The organism is Porphyrobacter sp. GA68, from assembly GCF_022605525.1.
GTDB lineage: Bacteria > Pseudomonadota > Alphaproteobacteria > Sphingomonadales > Sphingomonadaceae > Qipengyuania_B.
The window spans coordinates 529601-546440 of record NZ_JAKQYJ010000001.1; the positions used below are offsets into that span (position 1 = coordinate 529601).

18 protein-coding genes are annotated in these 16840 nt (G+C 65.6%); 12 read left to right on the top strand and 6 right to left on the bottom strand.

Annotated features, from left to right (window positions below):
* Positions 1 to 3: 3 nt before the first annotated feature.
* From pabB to ribA, 7 genes are all read left to right on the top strand, one after another.
* A complete protein-coding gene (gene pabB, locus LHJ54_RS02570) occupies positions 4 to 1842 on the top strand; it encodes an aminodeoxychorismate synthase component I (protein WP_228242382.1) in 1839 nt (612 codons plus the stop codon).
* The gene (locus tag LHJ54_RS02575) at positions 1839 to 2516 is read left to right on the top strand and encodes an RluA family pseudouridine synthase (protein WP_228242383.1); all 678 of its coding nucleotides are present in this window, start codon (positions 1839 to 1841) and stop codon (positions 2514 to 2516) included. The genes pabB and LHJ54_RS02575 overlap by 4 nt, the downstream gene beginning before the upstream one ends.
* Positions 2501 to 2908, top strand: a complete 408-nt coding sequence (arfB, locus tag LHJ54_RS02580; protein ID WP_228242384.1) for an alternative ribosome rescue aminoacyl-tRNA hydrolase ArfB — start codon at positions 2501 to 2503, stop codon at positions 2906 to 2908. The genes LHJ54_RS02575 and arfB overlap by 16 nt, the downstream gene beginning before the upstream one ends.
* 118 nt (positions 2909 to 3026) lie before the next feature.
* Positions 3027 to 3194, top strand: a complete 168-nt coding sequence (gene rpmG, locus LHJ54_RS02585) for a 50S ribosomal protein L33 (RefSeq protein WP_034961594.1) — start codon at positions 3027 to 3029, stop codon at positions 3192 to 3194.
* A 69-nt stretch (positions 3195 to 3263) separates the two neighbouring features.
* Positions 3264 to 3917: an outer membrane lipoprotein carrier protein LolA gene (locus LHJ54_RS02590; RefSeq protein ID WP_228242385.1), complete on the top strand. Its 654-nt coding sequence runs from the start codon at positions 3264 to 3266 to the stop codon at positions 3915 to 3917.
* Between the two features lie 271 nt (positions 3918 to 4188).
* A complete protein-coding gene (locus LHJ54_RS02595; RefSeq protein ID WP_228242386.1) occupies positions 4189 to 4977 on the top strand; it encodes an exodeoxyribonuclease III in 789 nt (262 codons plus the stop codon).
* A gap of 41 nt (positions 4978 to 5018) precedes the next feature.
* Positions 5019 to 6044 carry a GTP cyclohydrolase II gene (ribA, locus tag LHJ54_RS02600; protein WP_228244270.1) on the top strand — a complete coding sequence of 342 codons (1026 nt, stop codon included), beginning with the start codon at positions 5019 to 5021 and terminating at the stop codon, positions 6042 to 6044.
* Here the strand turns inward: ribA and asd are convergent.
* On the bottom strand, positions 6041 to 6895 hold the full coding sequence (asd, locus tag LHJ54_RS02605; RefSeq protein ID WP_228242387.1) for an archaetidylserine decarboxylase: 855 nt from the start codon (positions 6893 to 6895) through the stop codon (positions 6041 to 6043). The two genes, ribA and asd, sit on opposite strands and share 4 nt — an antisense overlap.
* Before the next feature lie 289 nt (positions 6896 to 7184).
* Here asd and LHJ54_RS02610 point away from each other — a divergent pair, with 289 nt between their 5' ends.
* From LHJ54_RS02610 to phhA, 3 genes are all read left to right on the top strand, one after another.
* Positions 7185 to 7514, top strand: coding sequence for a hypothetical protein (locus tag LHJ54_RS02610; protein WP_228242388.1), 330 nt, complete (start codon positions 7185 to 7187; stop codon positions 7512 to 7514).
* A 181-nt stretch (positions 7515 to 7695) separates the two neighbouring features.
* Entirely contained in the window at positions 7696 to 8442 is a 747-nt protein-coding gene (locus tag LHJ54_RS02615) for a MaoC family dehydratase N-terminal domain-containing protein (protein WP_241721417.1), read from the top strand.
* 120 nt (positions 8443 to 8562) lie between these two features.
* Entirely contained in the window at positions 8563 to 9501 is a 939-nt protein-coding gene (gene phhA / locus LHJ54_RS02620; RefSeq protein WP_228242389.1) for a phenylalanine 4-monooxygenase, read from the top strand.
* Between the two features lie 65 nt (positions 9502 to 9566).
* Here phhA and LHJ54_RS02625 read toward each other — a convergent pair whose 3' ends face one another.
* From LHJ54_RS02625 to LHJ54_RS02640, 4 genes are all read right to left on the bottom strand, one after another.
* The gene (locus LHJ54_RS02625; RefSeq protein ID WP_228242390.1) at positions 9567 to 9830 is read right to left on the bottom strand and encodes a hypothetical protein; all 264 of its coding nucleotides are present in this window, start codon (positions 9828 to 9830) and stop codon (positions 9567 to 9569) included.
* Positions 9831 to 9929: 99 nt separating this feature from the next.
* Positions 9930 to 10178, bottom strand: a complete 249-nt coding sequence (locus LHJ54_RS02630; RefSeq protein ID WP_228242391.1) for a hypothetical protein — start codon at positions 10176 to 10178, stop codon at positions 9930 to 9932.
* 123 nt (positions 10179 to 10301) lie between these two features.
* Positions 10302 to 11111: an undecaprenyl-diphosphate phosphatase gene (locus tag LHJ54_RS02635; protein ID WP_228242392.1), complete on the bottom strand. Its 810-nt coding sequence runs from the start codon at positions 11109 to 11111 to the stop codon at positions 10302 to 10304.
* Positions 11112 to 11154: 43 nt separating this feature from the next.
* Complete coding sequence (locus LHJ54_RS02640; protein ID WP_228244272.1) at positions 11155 to 12882, bottom strand: ABC transporter transmembrane domain-containing protein; 1728 nt, start codon at positions 12880 to 12882, stop codon at positions 11155 to 11157.
* Positions 12883 to 13168: 286 nt separating this feature from the next.
* Here LHJ54_RS02640 and LHJ54_RS02645 point away from each other — a divergent pair, with 286 nt between their 5' ends.
* On the top strand, positions 13169 to 14401 hold the full coding sequence (locus LHJ54_RS02645) for a polyhydroxyalkanoate depolymerase (RefSeq protein WP_228242393.1): 1233 nt from the start codon (positions 13169 to 13171) through the stop codon (positions 14399 to 14401).
* Between the two features lie 124 nt (positions 14402 to 14525).
* Positions 14526 to 15893 (top strand): NAD-dependent succinate-semialdehyde dehydrogenase, encoded by a 1368-nt coding sequence (locus tag LHJ54_RS02650; protein WP_228242394.1) that lies wholly within the window; start codon positions 14526 to 14528, stop codon positions 15891 to 15893.
* Here LHJ54_RS02650 and LHJ54_RS02655 read toward each other — a convergent pair.
* The gene (locus tag LHJ54_RS02655; RefSeq protein WP_228242395.1) at positions 15890 to 16831 is read right to left on the bottom strand and encodes a hypothetical protein; all 942 of its coding nucleotides are present in this window, start codon (positions 16829 to 16831) and stop codon (positions 15890 to 15892) included. The two genes, LHJ54_RS02650 and LHJ54_RS02655, sit on opposite strands and share 4 nt — an antisense overlap.
* Positions 16832 to 16840: the final 9 nt, after the last annotated feature.

A 16840-nucleotide genomic window follows, 5' to 3' on the forward strand; every position in this document is an offset into this window, starting at 1 on the left:
TTTATGGCTGGGACAGTGACGGCGAGAACCCCCTTTGTCCTCCTTGATGACGCGCGCGGCGGGGATCCGGCGGACGCGCGGTTGTTTGAAAATCCGGCTGCGGTTTTCGTGGCGCGCCAGGTTGAGCAGGTGCTCCCCATGCTGGAACAGGCGCAGGCCGCGCTCGCCGAACGCGGCGGGACGTTGGCGGGGATGATCGGCTATGAAGCCGGCTATGCGCTGGATGAGAGCACCTTGCGCCTCGCGGAAGGCCACATCGGCGCCGACGGCCCGCTTGTGTGGCTCGGCCTGTTCAAGGATTGCCGGACGATCCCGGCTGCCGATGTGCCGGATTTTCTCGCCAGCCGGATCGACAGCGAGGCGCTGCCCGCAGCGATCGGGCCGCTGGACCCGCAGATCGGCCTCGGCACCTATGCCGCGCAGGTCGCCCGGCTGAAGGAGGCGATCGCCGCGGGCGACATTTACCAGGCCAACTACACCTTTCAGCTGGCAGGCAGCTATCGCGGCGATCCGGTGGCGCTGTATGCCGGACTGCGCCCGGTCGCAGAGGCGGGCTACGGTGCGCTGATCTTCGATGGAACGCACTGGGTGCTGTCCTTCTCGCCGGAACTGTTCGTGTCGGTGCGGGGGGAGCAGATCCGCGCCAGGCCGATGAAGGGAACGCGGCCGCGCTCAGCTGACCCCTCCACGGATGCCGCGCTGCGCGACGAGCTGGCCGCATCCGCAAAGGAGCGGGCGGAAAACCTCATGATCGTCGATCTGATGCGCAACGATCTTTCCCGTGTGGCGCAGGACGGCAGCGTGCGCGTCGAACGGCCGTTTGCGGTGGAGACCTATCCGACCGTGCACCAGATGGTCAGCGAGGTGGACGCTCGCCTGCGGCCTGGCACCGCGCGGCTGGATGTGCTTCGCGCGCTGTTTCCCTGCGGCTCGATCACAGGCGCGCCCAAGCTGAGGGCGATGGAACTGCTCCGAGAGGCCGAAGGAGCACCACGCGGACCGTATTGCGGCGCAATCGGGCGGTGGGAGGCAGGCGGCGACATGGCGTGGAACGTGGCGATCCGCACGCTGCGCCTCACCCCGGTCGAAAACTGGCGCGGGATTGCCCGGATGGGCGTGGGTTCGGCCATCCTTGCCGACAGCGACCCGCTGGCGGAATGGCGCGAATGCCTGGTCAAGGGCGCCTTCGTCCGCGCGAGCAGTCCTGAATGGCGCGCCGCCGACTTCGATCTTGTGGAAACCATGCTGTTCCATGAAGACCGCGGCATCGACCTCCTTCAGTTGCATCTGGAACGGCTGGATCGAAGCGCCAGAACCCTGGGATTTGCCTTCGACGCGCACGATACGCGCAATCTGATCCAGGCGGCGCTGTTCCGGGTGGACCGGCGAAGCGTCATTCGGATCAGGCTGGTCCGCAGCGGCCGGGTCGCCATGACGGTGCAGCCCGTCCCTGACCCATGGCCCGACCCGGCCCGCTGCATCATCCTGCCGCGGCCGGTCGACGATGGGGACTGGCGCCTCAGGCACAAAAGCTCTGACCGGGGCTTTTACGAGGATGCGCTGGCAGCGGCGCAGGCCGCTGGCGCGGACGAAGCGCTGCTGCTGACCCCGGCTGGGGAGATTAGCGAAGGGTCAATCACCAATGTGTTCGTACCGGCTGAAAATGGCATGCTCGTCACCCCGCCGTTGGCCTGCGGCCTGCTGCCCGGCGTCCTGCGCCGATCGCTGGTCGACGCCGGTCGCGCTCGGGAGGGGTCGGTGACGCCGGCCGATCTTGCAGGCGGATTCCTTATCGGAAACGCTGTGCGCGGCCTTTGCCCCGCAGCCTTGGCGGACACATGACCCACCCGCCGATCCTGTTCGAAGATGCCGAGGCGCTGGTCATCGACAAGCCGGCCGGCCTGCCGGTGGATCGCCCGCGATCCGGAACAGAGTCGCTCGAGGATTACCTAGGCGAACTGAGGTTTGGTTTCCAGCGGCGTCCCGCGGCCGTCCACCGGCTCGACACCGACACTTCGGGTTGCCTGCTGCTCGCTCGCAATCCCAAGGCACTCAAACGCTTCGCCCGAGCGTTTGAGGAGCGGACGGTCGAGAAATCCTATCTCGGGATCCTGAACGGCGTGGTCGACGCGCCAACCGGCACCATCGAACTGGCTTTGGCCAAGATCAGCAGCGCTGAGAGCGGCTGGCGGATGATCGCAGCCAGAAAGGGCAAGCCGTCCGTCACCCACTGGGACAGGCTGGCGCAGGCCGGCGGCCTCACTCTTGTCCGGTTCCGCCCCGTGACCGGGCGCACCCATCAGATCCGCATCCACGCCGCCGCCGGCCTCGGCGCGGCCTTGCTTGGCGATCCGGTCTATGGTCGACGCGACCGGCGGGCAGGTCGTACCATGCTGCACGCCGAACGGCTCGTCCTGCCGCGCGACGGTAAGGAAGATATTGCGGCGACAGCCCCGCTGCCTGCCGATTTCCGGCGGCTGGGAATCACGGAAGACCTGGAGTGGACGACGACCTGATCGCCCGGGCCAATGCTCTGGCCGAGGAAAGCTTCCTCGCCGGAAGCGGTCCCGGCGGGCAGAACGCAAACAAGGTCGCCACCAACGTGCAGTTGCGGGTCAACGCCTTCCGCCTCCGCCTGACACCGGAGGTGTTCGCCCGCCTGCGCGAGGTGGCCGGCCATCGCCTGACCCCCTCGGGCGACATCCTCATCACTGCGGGTGAACACCGCACGCAAGAGGCGAACCGGGCGGATGCGCGGCAAAAGTTGGTCGCCCTGCTGGAAGAGGCGCAGCGCCGTCCCAAGCCCCGTGCCAAGACACGGTTGAACCGCGTGGGCAAGGTGAAGCGGCTGGCGGGCAAGAAGGCGCGGAGCGAGGTAAAGGCGGGACGGGGAAAGGTGGAGTGGTAAACCCCTCTGCTTGACTCGCCCGCGCAAATCCATCAAAGCGCCGGCAACCCAGGGCGGCGCTTTTGCGTCGCCTGTTTGTTTGGGGTGAACGCCCCGTCTCGGACCTCAGGAATACACCATGGCGAAGCCCGCAACCGTCAAGATCCGTCTCGTCTCCACGGCCGATACGGGTTTCTTCTATGTCACCAAGAAGAACCCGCGCAACATCACCGAGAAGATGACCTTCCGCAAATACGATCCCGTCGTGCGAAAGCATGTCGAGTTCAAGGAAGCCAAGATCAAGTGATCGCTGCTGAACGGCGGGAACCACGCAAGTTCACTCGCTGTTCAACGCTCCGGACCTAACGATCGGAGCATGACATTGCCATTCACCCGCAAACTGACCTTGTCACTTGTTGTGGCGGGGCTTGCCTTCACCGTGCCGGTGGCCACGATGCTGCCCGCAGCACCCGTTGCCGCGCAGGCGACCAGCGACGTGAACCGCGCCGCTGCCGCATTGCGCGCGATCAGCACCATGCAGGCGGATTTCACGCAGACCGACCGCGCCGGCCAGACCGTGCGCGGTGTCCTGTCGTTGAAACGGCCGGGCAAGATCCGCTTTGAATACGGGCGCGGCACCAACATGCTGGTGGTGTCCAACGGTCGCTCGCTCTACCTCGTCGACTATGACGTGAACCAAGTGCAGCGCTGGCCGATCAGCAATTCGCCGCTGGGCGCCCTGCTCGATCCGAACCGGGATATCTCCCGCTATGGCCGCGCGGTGCAGACCGGCAACCCGGACGTGCTGTCCATCGAGGTGCGCGACCCGCAAAGGCCCGAGTTCGGCGTGATCACGTTGATCTTCGTGCGCGATGCAAACGCGCCTGGCGGGTTGAAGCTGACCCACTGGGTCGCACTCGATGCACAGAATAACCGCACCACCGTTCGGCTGGCGAATCAGCGGTTCGGCATGCCTATCGCAGACAGCGCGTTCACCTTCCGCGACCCGCGCCGGGCAGCCGGTCGCTGACCGAGAACGGCTGGCAGACGAGTGGAAGAGCCTGGCCGCTGAACCGCCGGGCCCCATTCACATCTCAGCAAGCAGATCCGGCGTAAACCATGTTTGTGAGCCGGTTGCGGGAGTCGGTGTTCCCCCCTGTTAACCGCCCCGCGCCAGACCGGCGCCACAGGCGTGACGAACGCTGAAAACGAACCCTCGTCCCACCGCCCCCGGGACGGGGGTTTTTCGTATCTCCGTCACACCTTGCGGCGTCACTGCCCGCTACCTAGAGCATGAGGCCATGGTCAGCATCGCCACCTGGAACATCAACTCCGTCCGCCTGCGCCTGCCGCTGGTCGAGCGGTTCCTGAACGGGTACGCGCCCGACGTACTCTGTCTGCAGGAGATCAAGTGCCAAGCGGATCAGTTTCCTTACGAAGCATTCGCCGCCGCCGGCTATCCGCACGTCGCGGTCCACGGCCAGAAAGGCTATCACGGCGTCGCCACCGTCAGCCGCCTGCCGCTGCGCGAGATCAGCCGCAACGACTGGCAGGACAATGGCGAGGCACGGCATGTCGGGGTGGAACTGCTCGGCCATGACGTGCTGGTGGAGAATGTCTATGTTCCCGCCGGCGGCGATCTGCCCGACCGCGATCTGAACCCCAAGTTCGGACAGAAACTCGATTTTCTGGAGCGAATGACCCGCTGGGCTGACACGGTAGAGCGGCCCACGCTGATCGTGGGCGACTTCAACGTAGCGCCGCTGGAAAGCGATGTCTGGAACCACCGGCAACTTCTCAAGGTCGTCAGCCATACGCCGATCGAGGTCGCTGCGCTGACCCGCTTCATGGACGCGCATGGCTGGTCCGATATCGGCCGCGAACATATCCGCGCTCCGGAACGGTATTACAGCTGGTGGAGCTACCGGGCGGCGGACTGGCGCAAGGGCGACCGCGGCCGGCGGCTCGACCACATGTGGGCCAGCCCACAGCTCGCCGCTCAGGCGACAGGGCACCGGGTGGTGGAAGAAGCGCGCGACTGGCCGCAGCCGTCCGATCATGTCCCGCTCATCACGGAGTTCGTGCTCTGAACGGCAACGGCCCGTCTCCAGCGCGCCGGGCGGCACAGGCGATCGACGCCTTGCGGCATGGATGGCCGATCGAAGTGGCGGGCGGACCAGTTCTGCTCCCGGTCGAAACGGCAGCGGCTCCGGCGGCGCAGGCCCAGACCATGCTGCTTTCAGCGGCGCGCGCCGCCACCCTCAAGCTTGCCAATCAGAGGGAAGCGGCGGACCCCCGTTCGCCGGTGTTGATCCGAGGGGCTGAGCCATTCGGTCTGGGCAGTGCGACTGCTGTGGCCGACCCCGCGCTCGATCTGGCGAACCCGCTGAAGGGGCCGTTCGTCGCCATGGGCATGGAATGGACGCGGTCCGCCGAAACCGCTTTGGAACTGGCGAGGCTGGCCGGCATCCTGCCCGCCTTCCTCGTCGCGCCGCACGCGGCAGGCGAGCCTGTTACCGTCTCCCCCGCAGATCTTTCGGCGTGGACCGACCCCGCCCGCCTGTTCATCGCCACGCGTGCGCAGCTGCCCACACATGCCGCAGAGGATGCCGAAATCCTCGTGTTCCGCAAACCTGACGATCTGCGCGAACACGCCGCCCTCGTGATCGGCAAACGGCGGGCCGAACGGGTGCCGCTGGTCCGCGTGCATTCCGAATGCCTGACCGGAGATGTGTTCGGCAGCCTCAAATGCGATTGCGGCCCGCAGCTCGATGGGGCTCTCGCCCGGATGGCAACGGAGGCAGCGGGCGGCGGCTGGGGGGCACTGCTGTATCTGCGGCAGGAGGGGCGGGGTATCGGTCTGGTGAACAAGCTCAGAGCCTACCGCCTGCAGGATCAGGGTTTCGATACCGTGGACGCAAACGAGCGGCTTGGCCTGCCGGACGAGGCGCGCGATTTCCCCACCGCGGCGGCGATGTTGCGGCTGATCCATGTGGATCACGTGCGGCTGCTGACCAACAATCCCGCGAAAGTGGCGGCGCTGGAGCATGCGGGGATCAGCGTGGTTGAGCGGGTGCCGCATGAACAAGGCGGCAACCGGCACAACGCGCGGTATCTGGCGACCAAGCGCGACCGGGCGGGACACTTGCTGGGCTAGACCCGCCGCCCGATCGCTTCACCCATTTTCAGCACGGAAAGTTCGCCCAGTTCTTCCAGCCATTCTACCCGTTTCGGCTCGAACAGCAGCACCACGGTAGAGCCGAGGAGGAACCGCCCCATTTCGGCCCCGGCAGCAAGCTGCACGGCGCCTGCCCCGTTCGCGGGGAAGCTGTGCTCGACCACCGCGCGGCCATGGGGCTGCACCCGTCCGCCCCAGACCGTTTCGATGGCGGCGACGATCATGGCGCCGACCATTACGACTGCCACTTGCCCCAGTTGCGTGTCGAACAGGCTGACCAGCCGTTCGTTGCGGGCGAACAGCTTGCGCACCCCGCCGGCAGTGGCCGTGTTGACGGAAAACAGCTTGCCGGGGACATAGCGCGTCTGCCGCAATGTCCCGGCAACAGGCATGTGAACCCGATGGTAATCGCGCGGACTGAGATAGACGGTGACAAAGCTACCATCTGCGAACCGCTCCGCGAGCACGTGATCGCCCGCCAGCAGTTCGGCCGCGCTGTATTCGTGCCCCTTCGCCTGGAGGATGCTCCCGCCAGTGATCCGGCCAAGCTGACTGACCGCGCCATCCGCCGGACTCAGGATGAACCGGTCAGGATCGGCCAGCGGCCGTGCGCCCGGCCTGAGCGAGCGGGTAAAGAAGTCGTTGAACGATGCATATTTGCCCTCCTCCCGCTCCGCTTCCGCCATATCGACACCGTAGGCGCGTACGAACCGGCGGATCAGGAGGTCGCGCACCAGCGGGTTCTCGCTCGCAGCGAAACGGCCGGCCAGTTTCGACAGGCCATGCTGGGGCAGCGCGTGCTGCAACCAGATGAAGGGAGAGCGTGGCATGAGGCAGACGCTAGACCGCGGACGGCCGCGTTTGGCAAGCGGGGCAGGATCGTTGCCACGGCTTGGCGGCACGGCCTTGCTCGATCAGTTCCCCGCAATCGGGGCAGAAGCGGTGTTTGCGCCCCGGTTGCGGGCGCTGCGGCCTTGTTCGGCGATCGATCGTTGAAACCCGCATGTTCAGCGAACGGTGACTGTGCGGCGGCAGTTCCGGACACGCGCGCAAGCCGATTGCGCGGACCTGGACCACCCGCTATTCCACGCGCGTCGTTTCACCGGAAAGATTTCGCCCATGACCATCAGAACCGCTGCATTCGTTCTCCTGCCCGCCCTGGCACTGACCGCCTGCGGAAACTACGAGGACGCGTCGGTGGAGGCGCAGGCCGACACGGTTGAAATCCCCGCCAACGAGCCGCTCACCAACGTAACGGCCGTGCCGGTCGCCGATCCGAACGCCAACACTGATGTTCCAGTGGATGAGCCGCCCGTTGAAGGCGGTGTGGACGCAACCGGCGCGCCCGCAGCTGGCACTCCTGCGACCGGCGCACCTGCCGCTACCCCGGCAACTCCGGCAGCCTCGCCAACACCCGCAGTGTCGCCGCAATCGACGACACCGCAGTGAGGCGGGCCTCATCAGCGCGGTCGCGCGCGGTCACCGCCTTGCAGGAAAATGATGCGGAGTGATCGCCTCGCAATGGAAGAACTGGATAGGGCCTAGACTTAGCCAGTCCGAGCAGCTGTCCGACCCGCTGGCAGGGCGGTGGTTGGCCACCTTCGACCTCCCCCGCGCAGACAATGATACGATGCCGCAGGGCATCCACTTCTGCCTTGCCAATCCCGCCGCGCCAACAGCCCGGCTGGGCGCGGACGGGCATCCGCGCCGTGATACGCAAGCACCCGGCTTCCTGCCGCCAATCCCGCTACCCCGCCGCATGTGGGCAGGGAGCAGCATCGTCTTTCAGGCGCCGCTTGTGATTGGTCAGGACGTAGAGCGTAACAGCCGCATTCTTTCTATCACGGAGAAGGCGGGCACCAGCGGACGGCTGGTGTTTGTCGAGGTGGAGCATGAGATACTGACCGCAGACGCGGTGCCGGCACTGCGCGAGGTTCAGACAATCGTCTTCCGCGAGGCAGCGGCGTCCGATACGCCGCTCGCGCTGCCGGTCCCGGCTGCGGAAACGTTCGATCCTGCCCCATGGGAGACGCACCGCGTAATCACACCCGCTCCTGCGCTGCTGATGCGGTATTCGGCGCTGACGTTCAACGCGCATCGGATCCACTACGACCTGCCGTACGCGCGGGAGGTGGAACGGTATCGCGGGCTTGTGGTGCACGGCCCGCTGCTCGCCAGCCTGCTGCTGCAACTGGCGGCTGCGCGGTACGGCGAAAACGCTCTGCGCGAGTTCAGCTTTCGGGGTCTCAGCCCGGCGATTGCGGGCGAACCGCTGCATCTGGTTCTGCGTCAGGCGGCGGTGGAGGGGGAATTGGAACTCGCGGCCCTCGCTGGCGACGGGCGCCAAATTACGCGGGCAGCTGCAACGCTGCGCTGAGATCTTGCCCGTCGAGATTGGTGCCACAGAAACCTTGCGGGACAGCGCGCTGATACCATCTGCATCCCAGGCGTGTTACGCTAGCGCCAGCATCGACGAAACAGGAACAGGAGCGAGCGCATGGCCACCGTCATGGAACGAATCGGCGAGTTCGAACGCCTGCCGGACCTGGCGGAAACGGTTTACACCGCGCCGCTGCAGAAGCCGGCTCACGTAGGGGACGACTGGCTGGAGCCGCGCCAGACCGACTATTCAGCCGAAGACGATCGGGTTTGGGATGACCTGTTCTCGCGCCAGATGGAGATTTTGCCCGGCCGGGCCGCAACCGCCTTTATGCAAGGGCTGGAGAAGCTGGACCTTGGGCGCGGCGGGGTTCCGGATTTCGAGGTTCTGAGCGAGGAGCTAGGCCGCCTCACCGGATGGAGCGTGGTGCCCGTGCCCATGCTGATTCCCGACCACGTATTCTTCTGGCATCTGGCGAACCGGCGTTTTCCGGCGGGCAATTTCATCCGCACCCGCGAGACGTTCGACTACATCCAGGAGCCGGACGTGTTCCATGACGTGTTCGGCCATGTCCCGATGCTGACCGACCCGACATTTGCCGACTACATGCAGGAATATGGTCGGGCCGGATGGAAGGCCATGCGCTTCAACCGCCTCAAGGCGCTGGGGGCGCTGTACTGGTACACGGTGGAATTCGGCCTGATCCAGGAGGGCGACGGGATAAAGGCGTATGGTGCCGGCATCCTGTCAGGCCCGGCGGAGGTGGTCTTCGCCACGCAGGCGCAAAGTCCCAACCGCATCATGCTGAACGTGGACCGGGTGATGCGCACCGACTACGTCATCAGCGATCTGCAACCGACGTATTTCGTCGTCGAAAGTTTCGAAGATCTGTATCATCAGACCGTAGAGCGGGATTTCGACCGCCTTTACCGCAGCCTGTCGCCCGGCTTCACCTATGCCAACACGGCGGTAATTGACCTCGACGACGTATTGCATCGCGGAACCCAGGAATATCATCTGCGCGGTGGCCGCGGCAGCGGTGCGCAGCCGGTCTGAGCCACACAGGAAAACGGCCCCGGATCGCTCCGGGGCCGCGCCTTACGCCGCCATGCGGCAGATGTTTACATGCCTTCGGCAGACCGTTCGATCTGATCGGCGCGCGCTTCGCCGGCATCTTCAACCGCATCGGCCTGCGCTTCGAGGCGATCTGCGGCGGGGCCATCGACCCTGTCTGCCTGATCTTCGAGTGCGTCAGCGCGCGCTTCGGCCGAATCCTCCACGGCATCGGCGCGCTGCTCTGCGGCATTTTCAGCCGGGCTGTTGCAGCCCGCCAGGCCCAGCACCGCCACGGCGGCAACCATTCCTGTCGTGAAACGTGTCTTCATGTTGGATCCCCTTCTGTTTGTTTGGAGCCGGTCACTTAGCGCAGTCCGAGCCTGCCGGACCAGCGAATTGTCAAACGGATGTGCCTGCTGGCAAGACGGTCAGGCTCTCGATCGCACGAAGTTGGCGACGGCGATGAACACGAGCGCCCCCAGCCCCGCCACCAGCAGTGCGTTGGCCGCGAGACCTTCCAGCAGGGACACAGGGTTTGCAACCCCGCCGATCGTTACCGCACCGCCGGCCCCCGCCGCCACGTTGGCCGACAGGTCGCCAAAGCTCCTCACTTCCAGAAGCAGCGCCACCAGCAAGCCGAACGTCGCGCCCACTGTGACAAGAAGGATCAGGCCCACGGTGCAATATTCCTTATGACTGACCCGAAGAACAGGACCCTGACCCTCTTGGTTCCGGCGTTTCTGGCCAATGCTTCAAAGCAGAACAGTTCGTGGCCTGTTCGCATCACCGGCGGCGCTGGTTCACCCCAGCAGCCAGATCAGCGCAAAGCTGCCCAGCGCTATGCGATACCAGGCAAAGGGGCTGAACCCGCGCTTCGACACGAACGCCACAAAGGCACGGATGATTACCAGCGCGACCAGGAAAGCCGTAACCAGGCCGATGGCTATCTCGTTCCAGCCGACCAGCCCCCCGCCGGCGAGCAGCTTGTCCGGCTCTGACACGATCTTGACCGTCGCGGCGCCGAGCATGGTGGGGACTGCCAGGAAGAAGGAGAACTCGGCCGCAGTCTTTCGCCCCACTCCCATGGCCAGAGCACCAAGGATGCTGGCGGCCGACCGGCTGGTGCCCGGAATCATCGCCAGGCATTGCACGACGCCAATCGCCACAGCCGTTCGCCACGGCATGTTGCCGACCCCCGTTTCCTCGCCTGGCGTGACAAGCCGTTCGATAACGAGAATGGCCACACCCCCGACGATCAGCGCGATGGCGACTACAAGGGGCGTCTCCAGCATGATGTTGATCGTGTCCTTGGCGAATATCCCGATCACCGCCGCGGGCAGGAAACCGACCAGAATGTTGCGCACGAACCGCAACGCCTCTGGCTGTCGCCGCACGAACCCCGTGCCCATGTTCCAGAAGGTGCGCCAGTAGGTCACGACGACGGCCATGATGGCGCCCAGCTGGATCACGACGTTGAACTGCGCCCATTGCGCCGGGTTGTAGCCCAGGAATTCGGATGCGAGGATCAAATGCCCGGTCGAGGAGACTGGCAGGAATTCCGTCAGCCCTTCCAGAATGCCGAGCAGGATTGCGGTGATGGTGGTGTCCATGTCGCGCGCGACAAGACAGCCCCGGACCAGCAAGTCAAATGGTTTACGCCGCTTCCCGGCCGAATTGCAGCGCCGCGAGCCGGGCATACAGCCCGCCTCGTTCCGTCAGCACGCGGTGCGTGCCCTGCTCCACTATCTGGCCATCGTCCATGACAACAATCCGGTCCGCCGCGCGTACGGTGGACAGGCGGTGGGCAATAACGAGTGTGGTGCGGCCCTGCATCAGCCGGTCGAGCGCCTGCTGCACCAGTTGTTCGGACTCAGCGTCAAGCGCGCTGGTCGCCTCGTCCAGCAACAGAATGGGCGCGTCGCGCAGGATCGCGCGGGCGATGGCGATCCGCTGCTGCTGACCACCCGAAAGCCGCGTGCCATCCTCCCCCAGATAGGTGTCCAGCCCATCGGGCAGCGCGCGCAGGAATGCGTCCGCATTGGCCGCCCGCGCCGCTTCCCATATCTGCGCGTCATCAGCTTCCCAGTTGCCGTAACGCAGATTGTCGCGGGCATTGGCGGAAAACAGCACGCCGTCCTGAGGCACCAGCGCGATGCGGCGGCGAATCTGCGCGGGGTCGGCTTCGGTTAGCGGAACCCCGTCCAGCCGCACCGAGCCCGCCTGGGGATCGTAGAACCGCTCGGCCAGCTGGAAAATGGTGGATTTGCCTGCTCCAGACGGGCCAACGATGGCCACCGTCTCGCCCGGCTGCACCTCCAGGGTGAAATCCTTGAGCGCCGCCACGTCGGGACGAGTGGGGTAACGGAACGTCACCTGGCGGAAGGACAGGCTGCCGCGCGGCGGTTCGGGCAGCGCCTGCGGGCGTCGGGGCGGCGCGATGGCCGGTTGTTCGGCGAGCAGTTCGGACAGGCGGCTGGCCGCGCCTGCGCCGCGCAGCAGGTCGCCGAACACTTCGGTCAGCGCACTGAACGAGCCGGCGACCAGCCCGCCGGTTATGACGAATGCCGCAATGGTGCCGCCCGTGACCTCTCCGCTGGCGACGGCCAGCGCGCCGCGCCACATGATGAGCGTGATCGCGCCGAATACGGCAATGATGATCAGCGAGGTCAGCGCGGCGCGGATCAGGATGCGCCGCTTGGCCGTGGCAAACGTCGCCTCGACCGCGTCGCGGAAGCGGCCGGTCTCCCGCACCTCCTGGTTGAATGCCTGCACCACCTTCATCGCGCCGAGTGTCTCCGCCACCAGCGCGCCGATGGTTGCCACCTTGTCCTGGCTGGAGCGGGACACGTTGCGCAGCCGGCGTCCGGCGAACACCACCACGGGCAGGAGCAGCGACAAGCCCAGCAGCAGCCCCAGCGTGAGGCGCGGCATCAGGTAGAACAGGTAGATCGTCCCACCCACGCCCATCAACGTGTTGCGCAGCGCCACCGACACCGTGGTGCCCACCACCTGTTCGATGATCGCGGTATCGGACGTCATGCGGCTGGAAATCTCGCGCGGGCTGTTCTCCTCGTAAAAGGAAGGGGCGAGCCGCAAGAGGTTCTCCTGCACCCGAAGGCGGATATCGGCCACCACGCGTTCGCCCAGCCAGCTCACGAAGTAGAAGCGCATGGCCGTCCCGATCCCCAGGACGACGACGATGCCCAGCAGATAACGGAACCAGCGCCCGATATCGGCCGGATCGCCGCCGGCGGAAAAGCCCCGGTCGATGATGAGCTTGAAGCCAGCCGGTATGGCGAGGGTTGCCAAGGCGGTGATGGTCAATGCCACCAGCGCCAGCGCCACCTTGTCCGGATAGTTCCGGGCAGCCTCCCAGATCATCCGCAGCGGGCCGAGCGAGCGCGCACGCTGCGGCTGCGCCAACAGCTCCGTGACACCCCCCAGCCCATCATCCGCGTCATTGCGCACCGTGTGGGTATCGGCAGGATCGCGCTGCGTCGGGTCGGTCGCCATGGACGGCTGTTTAGAGCAGCACGCGGGCAAAAGCCACACGGAGCAACCACCGGCGACGCGGTGCTGCAGAACAGATGCTGCATTGCAACTTGGCGGCAAAAGCGCCACTTCAGCTGTTCCCGGCTTCCGGGTCACAGCAAAACAGGGATTGCCAATGCTTTACCATGCCCACGAATTGCAGCGTTCCTGGCTGGACGGGGCGAGTGCCTGGGCCGGGGTCGGGGCGGAAATGCTGAGCAATCCCGCAAATCCCCTTGCCTATGGCGGCCTGGGCCCGATCGCCGCTTCTGCGCTTGAGGTGTTTGCCCATGCTACCGCCCCGCGAGGCAAGCCGGAGTTCGGGATCGAAGCGGTCGAGGTGGGCGGGACAAGCTGGCCGATCACCCAGTCCGTTGTCCTCAGAAAACCTTTCGGCGACCTCCTCTCCTTCCGCCGTGATGGCCTGCCCGCCGACGCGCCGCGCCTGCTGATCGTCGCGCCGATGAGCGGGCATTACGCGACCCTGCTGCGCGGCACGGTGGAGCGCATGGTGGAAGGCGCACATGTCTTCATCACCGACTGGGCCGATGCCCGCGAAGTGCCGCTGGCAGCCGGAAGGTTCGATCTGGACGACTACATCGACTACCTGGTCGATTTTCTCGATCACCTCGGCTCCCAGGGAGAGGCGCGCGCGCACATGATGGCGGTGTGCCAGCCGTCGGTGCCCGCCCTGGCCGCCACCGCGCTGATGAACGCGCAGCAGCATCCCGCGACACCTCTGACGCTGACCATGATGGGCGGCCCGATCGACACGCGCGAGTCCCCCACATCGGTCAACGACCTCGCCATGAACCGCCCGATCAGCTGGTTCCGCAACAACGTCATCGCCGCAGTACCGTTGCGTTATGAAGGTGCCGGCCGGCGGGTCTATCCCGGCTTCATGCAGCTGGCGGGCTTCATGACCATGAATCTGGGCAACCACCTCATGAGCCATTACGAGATGTTCAAGCATCTGACCGTCGGCGATCATGAAAGCGCGCAGGCGACCAAGGACTTCTACGAGGAATACCGCAGCGTCTGCGACATGACGGCGGAATTCTACCTCCAGACGGTCGAGGAGGTGTTTCAGAAGCATTCGCTGCCCAACGGAACGTTCGTGCATCGCGGCAAGCGCATCGACCTGGGCGATATCACCCGAACCGCACTGCTTGCCATTGAGGGAGAGCGGGATGACATATCGGGCCTGGGGCAGACCAGGGCGGCGCTGAAGCTTACGCCCAACCTCCCCGATGCCAGCAAGCGTTACTACATGGCCGAGGGCGCGGGCCATTACGGCATATTCAACGGCAGCAAATGGCGCGGCAAGATCGCGCCGGTGGTGGAAGAATTCATCGCGGCGCACAGCTGATTTTGTCGCCCCAGCGCCGGCACGCGGCCACTCGCTGGCGACCGGCGAGACCCCCGATTGACAGTGCCGGGGTTGCCCGGCACCGCTGGGGAAAGCTGCAACAGCATCGTGAGGGCAGTCCGGTATGATCACCACCACCAACCCCGCCACTGGCGAGAAGCTCGCCGACTACGAGGAACTGAGCGAGGCAGGGATCGAGGGCGCGCTGGCAGCCGCGCAGGATACTTTCGCCTCGTGGCGCTCGTCGCCGCTGAAAGAACGTACCGCGCTGCTGGCGCGTCTGGCCGAAGTGTACGAGGCGAACAGCGATCGGCTTGCCCGGCAGGCTACCCTCGAAATGGGCAAGACGTTCGCGTCGGCCAAGGCTGAGGTGGCAAAATGCACCGCACTCTTCCGCTACCTCGCTGAAGAAGGTCCGGCCCTTCTCGTTCCCGAACGCTGGGATCTGGAGGGCGGGCGGGTGGCGGAAGGACGCTGGCTGCCGCTTGGCCCGGTGCTGGCCGTCATGCCGTGGAACTTCCCGTATTGGCAGGTCGTCCGCTTTCTCGCGCCGACCGTTCTGGCAGGCAACACGGGGCTTCTGAAACACGCCAGCAGCGTTGCGGGCGTCGCGGCGCTGATCGAGGATATGATGCAAGAGGCGGGCGCGCCTGACGGCCTGTTCCAGAACCTGCCTATCCGATCAGGCCCGGTGGCGCGGATCATCGCCGACAGCCGCGTGGTCGCCGTAACTCTGACCGGGAGCGAGGAGGCGGGCGCGGCGGTGGCGGAGACTGCGGGCAGGCACCTCAAGAAGGTCGTGCTTGAACTCGGCGGGTCGGACCCGTTCATCGTCATGCCCTCCGCCAACCTTGATGAAGCAGTGCAGTCGGCGGTCAAGGCGCGCATCCAGAACACCGGGCAATCGTGCATCTGCGGCAAGCGGATGATCGTTCATGCCGAGATCTACGACGACTTCCTTGCGCGCTTCGTGGAAGCGATGGCACAGGTGCGGGCGGGCGATCCATTCGACGAGGCGACCGATATGGGGCCGCTCTCCTCGTTCGAGCAGCGCGAAACCGTGCTGGAACAGGTCGCCAGGGCGCAGCAGGAAGGTGCGCGCGTGGCGCTTGTCCCGCAGCAGCCGGAAGGCCCAGGCGCCTTTCTCACCGCGGGCGTGCTGACCGACGTGCCGCCGGACAGTGAAACCGCGCGGGAAGAAATCTTCGGCCCGGTCGCGCAAGTGTACCGCGCAGCGGACATCGCGGACGCGATACGACTGGCTAACGCTATTCCCTTCGGCCTCGGCTCGTCGGTGTGGACCCAGGACAACGGAGAGCAGGACCGCTTCATCTGCGAAATCGAGGCTGGGATGACGGCGGTGAACCAGGTGCTCGCCTCCGACGTTCGCGCGCCGTTCGGCGGGATCAAGCGGTCGGGGCATGGTCGCGAATTGTCGCGGCATGGTCTGCACGAGTTCATGAACCTGAAAACGGTGATGCTGCCTGCCTAGGTGCAGTCCGCCATGTTGCCGAGCGATCGTTCGATGGCGGCGCGTAGTTCCGGCCCGTTCCATTCAGCCAAAGCGTTGAGGCTGCGTGTGCTGCCAAGATCGGCAGCGACCCAAAGGCCGACGAGATAGCCGAAGCGCGGCGGCAGGTTGGACGACAGCCGAGCACCGGAAAATAGCGCGTTGCGGGCTGCCAGGTCGCGAAAATTGAGCCGGGCCAGCACCGCGCATACCGCTTCTGCGCGGTGGGTTTCCAGGGCGGGCCGGATGGGGTTTGGGATAGTCAGCAGCAGTTCGGCATCGCTCGCGCCGGGATTGAGTTGCTGCGCGGCATAAGTTGCCAGCCCTTCGCTCCACAGCGCGCACCACACTTCCGCGCATCCGGCGAAGCGCCCGCCATGATAGATGTGGAACAATTCATGTTGCACGAACGCGCGGGCTTCGCCGCCGTGATATTGCGCGATCATGTCCGCGCCGAACAGCAGATGACTGCGCCCGCCCAGATCGCGGGTGGCTCCGTCGAATTCACCCATCGAAACCACCAGGAGTACCGGCGTATAGGTCGGCAGCGGGCCGATACGGCGCTCAAAGTCGGCCACGGCGGGGTCGAACATTGCGGCGAAGCGTCGCGCCACCGCGGCGGTAGCATCGCGCCGCGCGGGGTATTCAGCCATGTAGTTCGCCATGCGTCCTTCGTATTCCGCCGCACCCTGACCGAACCGGGCAGGATCGTAAAAGCCGGGAAGCATGGGCTCCATCTCGTGACGGATGGCAGCGGCCCGATCGGTATCCGAAAGACCGGCCCCCCGGTCGTAAGCGGCCGCGAATTCATCTGTCAGGTCAGTGTATTGCAGGGACGTTTGCGGTTGAGGAGCAGAAGGCACCGAAGCGCAGGACGCGACCACCAGCGCCGCTGTTGCCGCGCTCATCCAACGTTGCATGATCTTTGT